Below are 6,688 nucleotides of genomic sequence, written 5' to 3' on the forward strand. Positions count from 1 at the left end.
AAAGTTTGCGTATAAAAAAAGAGTACCCCATGCAATCTGGAGGTACCCTGCTTGGTATATACCATTGAAGAATTTTACCCTGTTCTAGCGATAAGCCACTTCATTTACCATATTGGTTATTTTGTACCAGAACCAGTCCAGCGCCTGATCAATACTTTTCACCTGACCTGAAATATGCGCCGTTGAAGCCTGAAACAGTTGTCCGTCGATAACCGTCAGATTGCCGTTCACATCACCATATACTTGTGCGGTTCCATTTTCTATCGTAAGATCGCCAGCAATTGACTTACCTTCAGGAACAATAACCGTGTTACCCTGAATCACGATCTGGTCCAGATTATTTCCCTTAACAACCATTTCGTTATTCTGATTCCAGAAATTCAAGGCGCTAAAGAGCATCACGACCAAAAAGAAGGCTGCCGCCGTCAGCGCGGGATGTCCTTTGACCCATTTGAGCCATGCTTGCTGTCTCTTGGGCTGGGGCAGAGCATTCATAATTCGATTGGTCAGCTCATCAGAGGCAGACGGTGAATAGTGTTTCATGGCAAAGAGTAACATTTCCGTCTGTTCCAACTCTTTAAAGCGCATGCGACAATCCGGACAGATCACAAGGTGACTTTTCAGTTCAACCTTCTGGGCCGGGGACAACGACTCATCCAAACATTCATGCATTAAAGAGACGGCCGAGTTGCAATCCATATGAGAGCCAATCCTTTCTTAAATCACTTAGTCCATGTGCCATTAAAAAGCACGCATAAGACTTGCATACATTACATACGCATCCGTTTCGGATATGTTTCAAATAATTTCGCCCATATTTAAAGGCGCTTAACATTTATAACTTATACTCCAATTTTTTACGTAGAAAATCACGGCCCCGATGAACGCGTGTCTTGATCGTTGTTACGGGCATACCTGTCACATCACTGATTTCCTGTAGCGACAAGTCCTGTAAATATCTCAGAATCATAACGGACTTATACTTGGCTGGCAAACTGTCAATGGCCTCACGAATGAGTGTCTGCGTTTCTGACAGGAGAGCTTCACTCTCCGGTGTACGATCATCACTCGGGAGCATCGCATAACCATCAGATCCTTCCTGATCATTCAGTTCAGCATCCAATGAGTATGAAGGTTTCTTTCTGCGCAGTCGGTCAATACACAGATTCGTTGCGATCCGGTAGATCCAGGTTGAGAACTTCTGGTTCGGATCGTACTTCTCCATATTACGAAACACACGCAAAAACGTCTCCTGCACAACGTCTTCAGCTTCATGACGATTGTTCAGCATCCGGTATGCCAAATGAAATAGCTTGTCCTTATATAGTTCAACGATTTCTGCAAAGGCTCTCTGGTCGCCCTTGAGCACCAGTTTAATAAGCCTATTCTCCAAATTGTCCACCCTTATTCCCCCAGACATGCTGATGGGTCTTCCGTCTTCTGATACCCGTCCACACTTGTAATTCACCAATCAAATCGTAAATCAACTTTGGTCAAAAATCAAGACTGTATGACAAATATCCGCCAAAAACAGTAAAAACGGGAACTCCCGCAGGAGTCCCGTTTCATCTCTTACTCCGTAGAGCAGAGAATGGAGCTTTTTAGTTAACAAAGTAATGGGTACTTTGTTACATATAATTATTCAAATGCAGCAGTTCAATCATCAACCTGTGTTACGCAGTCCTGCAGCGATGCCATTGATTGTCAGCAACACTTCTCTGAGCAGTTCTGTATCATCCTCACCACGTTCACGCATATCTCTGAGCTCGCTCAGAAGTTGAACTTGCATGTAGGACAACGGATCTACATAAGGGTTACGAAGGCGAATGGATTCTTGAATAACCGGTACATCATCCAGAATTTCAGCTTCTCCGGTAATTTTCAGAATCAGCTCTTTTGTGAGCTTGAATTCGGCTTCAATCTGACCGTAGATGCGATCACGGGCTTCCTTGTTCGAAGTCATGGCTGAATATTCTTTGGCAATGACCAGATCTGCCTTAGCTACGGCCATCTGTACCGTATCAATTAATGTACGGAAGAATGGGAAGCTTGCATACATTTCTTTCAGGACAACCAGATTTTCCTCTTTATCCTGATAGTAACTTTGCAATCCTGTTCCTGCCGCATACCATGCCGGAAGCAGATAACGACTTTGAGTCCAGGCGAATACCCAAGGGATCGCTCTCAGATCTTCAAACTTATCACTATTTTTACGCTTGGATGGACGGGAACCAATATTCAGCTCACCAACCTCCGGAAGCGGCGTTGATTCTTTGAAGAAGGTGAAGAAGTCTGGATCACGGAAAATCAGATCCTGATATTTCGTCAGAGATACTTCCGAAATCTCTTTGATGATGCTGTCCCAATGACGTTCGGATGCTGACTCTTGCGGCTCAAGCCCGTTAAGTGCTGCTGTGATTAGAGCCGAAGTTGCCTGCTCCAGACTGCGGTATGCAATCCCCTGAAGGGAATAACGGGAAGAAATAACCTCTCCCTGCTCCGTAATCTTGATGCCCCCACCAATCGTATGTGGTGGTTGAGCAAGAATACTGCGGTTGAGTGGCATGCCGCCACGTCCAAGAGCCCCGCCACGTCCATGGAAGAACTTCAGCTTAACGCCGTGTTCATTACCTACAGCCGTGATGGCATTCATTGCTACACGCAATTCCCAGTTTGCTGTAACCACGCCGCCATCCTTGTTACTGTCTGAATAACCAAGCATGATTTCATGCAGTTCATTCCGTCCTTTTACGCTTGCGCGGTATACAGGAAGGTTGAACAGCTTCTGCATAATGTCCGAAGCCGCATGTAGATCATCAATCGTTTCAAACAGCGGTACCGCTTGAAGTGTAGATACAACGTCACCGTTGTGACCTTTGGTGAATAAGCCCACTTCTTTGGCAAATACCATAACCTCCAGCAAATCACTTGCGCCCTGCGTCATACTGATCAGGTAACTTGTGATACAGCCGTTCCCAAATTCGTTCTGGGCACGCTTGATGGTACGGAAGACATCCAGACACTCTTTGGTTCCCTCCGTGTATTGGTGATAAGGAGAAGTAAGTGGACGTGGATCATCCAGCAAACGAGCAAGCAGATCGATTTTACCGTCTTCAGTCAGACGCGCATAATCCTCTACAATGTTCATTTTCGCCAAAATCTCAGACATCGCATTTTCATGTTCCTTACTGTGCTGACGCACATCCAATGCTGCGGTATGGAAACCAAACAACTCGACTTGACGAATCATTTTGCGAATGGTCGTATCTGCTACGTAATCGGCAAAATGATGGCGCAGACTTCGATCAATAATCATCAGTTCATCAATCAAATCCTGTGCGCTATGATAACGGTCAGGCTGACCTAATTTGTTTTCATCCAGTACATTGTTCAGCTTGGCAATCATATAAGCCAATTTGATGCGGTATGGCTCTTTTTCATTCCGCCAGATATCCACTTTTTTCAATGTAACAGAATTACGATCCTGCTCAATCGACTGCACCAGCTCATCCGATACATGAATGATGTTTGTGCTGAAGCTGAGATGGCCCATAAGTTCAATCATAATCCGTTGGTATTCACGCAAAGCAAGCTTGCGTTGCATCAACAGTGTCTGCCATGTTACATCTGAAGTTACCGAAGGATTTCCATCCCGGTCTCCACCGATCCAGGAACCGAACCGCAAATACGTCGGCACATGCCAGTCATGGTCAGGATAAAATTTGTTCAGGCAGCGTTCCAGCTCCTGATATACATCCGGAAGTACGTGGAACAACGTTTCATGAAAGTAATACATCCCGTTCCGCACTTCATCAAGCACAGTCGGTTTGCGGTCGCGAAGTTCATCTGTCTGCCAGAGTGTAATAACCTCATTCAGCAGCTTCTCACGCAACTGTTCACGTTCACGCAACGTCAGCGTAGGATTATCAAGTGACATGACATCTTCGGATATCCGTTTATGAATGTCCAGAATAACCCGGCGCATAGCTTCGGTTGGGTGAGCTGTCATAACGAGTTCCAACGACAAATCGTCGAGAATCTCTTCCACCTCTATATGAGACAGTCCACGTTCCTTAAGATCCTGTACTGCTTTCTCAATCGATCCTGGCTGCACAGCGTCCCCAGCAGAACGTTCATAATCCCGTTTACGCCGGATCCGATGGTTTTGTTCAGCAATATTAACTAATTGAAAATAAATAGCGAAAGCCCGAATAACCTGGTGACGATTGTCCGAGTCTAATTCCTGGATCATCGTTTTGAACTCTGCATAGAGTTCTGGCAGAAATTCTGCACGTAACGATTTGCTCGTTTCCCGAATCTTCTCAACGATATCTAGAAGCTCCGTGCCGCCTTGATGGACAAGAACTTCTCCGAGTATATTGCCCAGGAACCGCACGTCTCGCCGAAGCAGGTTGTTGGATTGGCTTTTGCTGGCGGTTACCATAGTTTCAGTCATGCTTATCCTCCCATCTGATCGTTCCATTCGTACACGTAAATTTGACACCTTCATAACATCATACAATAAAATGGTACGAAAATCTTTATTTTTCTACTAGAAAAAATGGGGATTATCCCCGATTTACAGCACAAAAACACGCTTTTTTATTCATTTTCTTGTTCTGCTTCAATTAATGGTCATATACTGTCGCATGATACCTTTTTCACGTACTTTAGATAAATCAAAAGTCTCATACCTATTCTTAAAAACTCATAAATATACAGTTCTTTTAGATATGATCCCATGTACCTGATATTAAGGTTAAACCGCATAATTTCATTGTTTGAGAACAGATGATATACAAAGAAACATGACCGGCAAAGCAAGCTTTTGTATACTTTACCACAGTGACGCAATAAATTAAAGGTGTAATTATAATTTTCTTCCCACTACAGTCTGCTTACTAGGCAAGTTTCTTATGTATGTTGTTATTCAATTGGACTCAAAGGTATATCTTAACAGACTTTTTCTACATATTGTACTTGTCTTCTTGGGCAGATTAATCTGTAGCTCTTACTAAAAAGGAGGAATCCACATGATGAAGAAAGGTACAACAATTATTGCTTCCGTGCTTCTGGTGGCCGCGATGGCTGGCCCTGCTGCTGCTGATGGTCATATGTCCAAAGGAATGGATACAACCGGCTCACGTGTCCGGTCTTATCAGGACACCAACTACATGGACCGCACAAACACTAATTCTAACATGAATATGAACATGGATGGAAACTACCGCAACAATGGTGACTATCGTACCAACAATGTTCGGGCAAACGCCACAACAACCGACCGTGACAACGGCATGGATTGGGGCTGGCTTGGTTTGTTGGGACTGCTTGGATTAGCGGGCATGCGTAAAAGAGTGACGGATCGCAACGAACGTTAAATTGTACTCACGTCACTATACAATAGCTGCTACGTCTTAGAAGCAGCTCATCCACAGAGGTAAACAGAAGAGCCAAGACCCCTTTACTATTAAAATAGGGAGGTCTTGGCTCTTTTTTAAATAAACCTGTATTATACTTTACATAAAGTATAATATAAAATAACTGCTGATTATTTCGTTAAATAAAATAAAAAAGCCTCTGCATCTGCAAAGGCTCTTTCATTATATTCTGTAAGCGGGTGATGGGAATCGAACCCACGCTATTAGCTTGGAAGGCTAAAGTTCTACCATTGAACTACACCCGCGTAAACAAAAATCGGGATGACACGATTTGAACATGCGACCCCCTGGTCCCAAACCAGGTGCTCTACCAAGCTGAGCTACATCCCGATACTAAAAAAATAATGGCGCGCCCTGAGAGATTCGAACTCCCGGCCTTTTGATTCGTAGTCAAACGCTCTATCCAGCTGAGCTAAGGGCGCAAAAATATTGGAGCGGAAGACGGGAATCGAACCCGCGACCCTCGCCTTGGCAAGGCGATGCTCTACCGCTGAGCCACTTCCGCAAATAAAGGATGCGCGTGGAGGGACTTGAACCCCCACGTCAAAGACGCTAGATCCTAAGTCTAGTGCGTCTGCCAATTCCGCCACACGCGCATATAATGGTGAGTCATGAAGGGCTCGAACCTTCGACACCCTGATTAAAAGTCAGGTGCTCTACCAACTGAGCTAATGACTCATACTAAAATGGCTGGGGATATAGGATTTGAACCTATGCATGACGGAGTCAAAGTCCGTTGCCTTACCGCTTGGCTAATCCCCAATAAAAATATGGTGGAGGCTGAGGGGATCGAACCCCCGACCCTCTGCTTGTAAGGCAGATGCTCTCCCAGCTGAGCTAAGCCTCCAACTATATGACCCGTAGGGGATTCGAACCCCTGTTACCTCCGTGAAAGGGAGGTGTCTTAACCCCTTGACCAACGGGCCCCATTTCCAAAGCTCTCAACCGGGATCGAACCGGTGACCTCATCCTTACCATGGATGCACTCTACCTACTGAGCTATGAGAGCAAATGGCTCCCCGAACAGGGCTCGAACCTGTGACAACTCGATTAACAGTCGAGTGCTCTACCAACTGAGCTATCAGGGAATAATATGCATTTGCAGGGCAAATGCAATTCATCGTACAACGTCCACATGCAGAGCCTGTTTTCTATGTATGATGAAAGAGTTCGCTTGGCGGCGTCCTACTCTCCCAGGACCCTGCGGTCCAAGTACCATCGGCGCTAGAGGGCTTAACGGTCGTGTT

General features: G+C 45.2%; 4 protein-coding genes, 11 tRNA genes and 1 rRNA gene. 1 reads left to right on the forward strand and 15 read right to left on the reverse strand.

The window, feature by feature from the left end; all coding sequences use genetic code 11:
• Positions 1-84: 84 nt before the first annotated feature.
• The 3 genes from C170_RS21730 to ppc all read right to left on the reverse strand — a co-directional run bounded on the left by C170_RS21730 (position 85) and on the right by ppc (position 4,456).
• Positions 85-699 (reverse strand): zf-HC2 domain-containing protein, encoded by a 615-nt coding sequence (locus C170_RS21730; RefSeq protein ID WP_036614042.1) that lies wholly within the window; start codon positions 697-699, stop codon positions 85-87.
• Positions 700-835: 136 nt separating this feature from the next.
• Positions 836-1,402 (reverse strand): RNA polymerase sigma factor SigW, encoded by a 567-nt coding sequence (gene sigW, locus C170_RS21735; protein WP_036614044.1) that lies wholly within the window; start codon positions 1,400-1,402, stop codon positions 836-838.
• Positions 1,403-1,663: 261 nt separating this feature from the next.
• Positions 1,664-4,456 (reverse strand): phosphoenolpyruvate carboxylase, encoded by a 2,793-nt coding sequence (ppc, locus tag C170_RS21740; RefSeq protein ID WP_036614045.1) that lies wholly within the window; start codon positions 4,454-4,456, stop codon positions 1,664-1,666.
• Positions 4,457-5,033: 577 nt separating this feature from the next.
• On the opposite strand from ppc, the gene C170_RS21745 reads away from it, so the two are divergent.
• Positions 5,034-5,381: a WGxxGxxG family protein gene (locus C170_RS21745; protein ID WP_036614046.1), complete on the forward strand. Its 348-nt coding sequence runs from the start codon at positions 5,034-5,036 to the stop codon at positions 5,379-5,381.
• A 234-nt stretch (positions 5,382-5,615) separates the two neighbouring features.
• Here C170_RS21745 and C170_RS21750 read toward each other — a convergent pair.
• The 12 genes from C170_RS21750 to rrf all read right to left on the reverse strand — a co-directional run.
• A tRNA-Gly gene (locus C170_RS21750) sits at positions 5,616-5,686 on the reverse strand.
• Positions 5,687-5,697: 11 nt separating this feature from the next.
• A tRNA-Pro gene (locus tag C170_RS21755) sits at positions 5,698-5,771 on the reverse strand.
• A gap of 15 nt (positions 5,772-5,786) precedes the next feature.
• Positions 5,787-5,863, reverse strand: a tRNA-Arg gene (locus C170_RS21760).
• Positions 5,864-5,871: 8 nt separating this feature from the next.
• A tRNA-Gly gene (locus tag C170_RS21765) sits at positions 5,872-5,946 on the reverse strand.
• A 10-nt stretch (positions 5,947-5,956) separates the two neighbouring features.
• Positions 5,957-6,037 (reverse strand) — tRNA-Leu (locus C170_RS21770).
• Positions 6,038-6,043: 6 nt separating this feature from the next.
• A tRNA-Lys gene (locus C170_RS21775) sits at positions 6,044-6,119 on the reverse strand.
• A gap of 9 nt (positions 6,120-6,128) precedes the next feature.
• Positions 6,129-6,203, reverse strand: a tRNA-Gln gene (locus C170_RS21780).
• Positions 6,204-6,212: 9 nt separating this feature from the next.
• A tRNA-Val gene (locus C170_RS21785) sits at positions 6,213-6,288 on the reverse strand.
• 7 nt (positions 6,289-6,295) lie between these two features.
• Positions 6,296-6,367 (reverse strand) — tRNA-Glu (locus tag C170_RS21790).
• Between the two features lie 10 nt (positions 6,368-6,377).
• Positions 6,378-6,450, reverse strand: a tRNA-Thr gene (locus C170_RS21795).
• A 3-nt stretch (positions 6,451-6,453) separates the two neighbouring features.
• A tRNA-Asn gene (locus tag C170_RS21800) sits at positions 6,454-6,529 on the reverse strand.
• 84 nt (positions 6,530-6,613) lie between these two features.
• Positions 6,614-6,688 (reverse strand): 5S ribosomal RNA (gene rrf / locus C170_RS31675); the annotation flags it as partial.

It is taken from the genome of Paenibacillus sp. FSL H7-689, from assembly GCF_000517905.1.
In the GTDB taxonomy this organism is placed as follows: domain Bacteria; phylum Bacillota; class Bacilli; order Paenibacillales; family Paenibacillaceae; genus Paenibacillus; species Paenibacillus amylolyticus.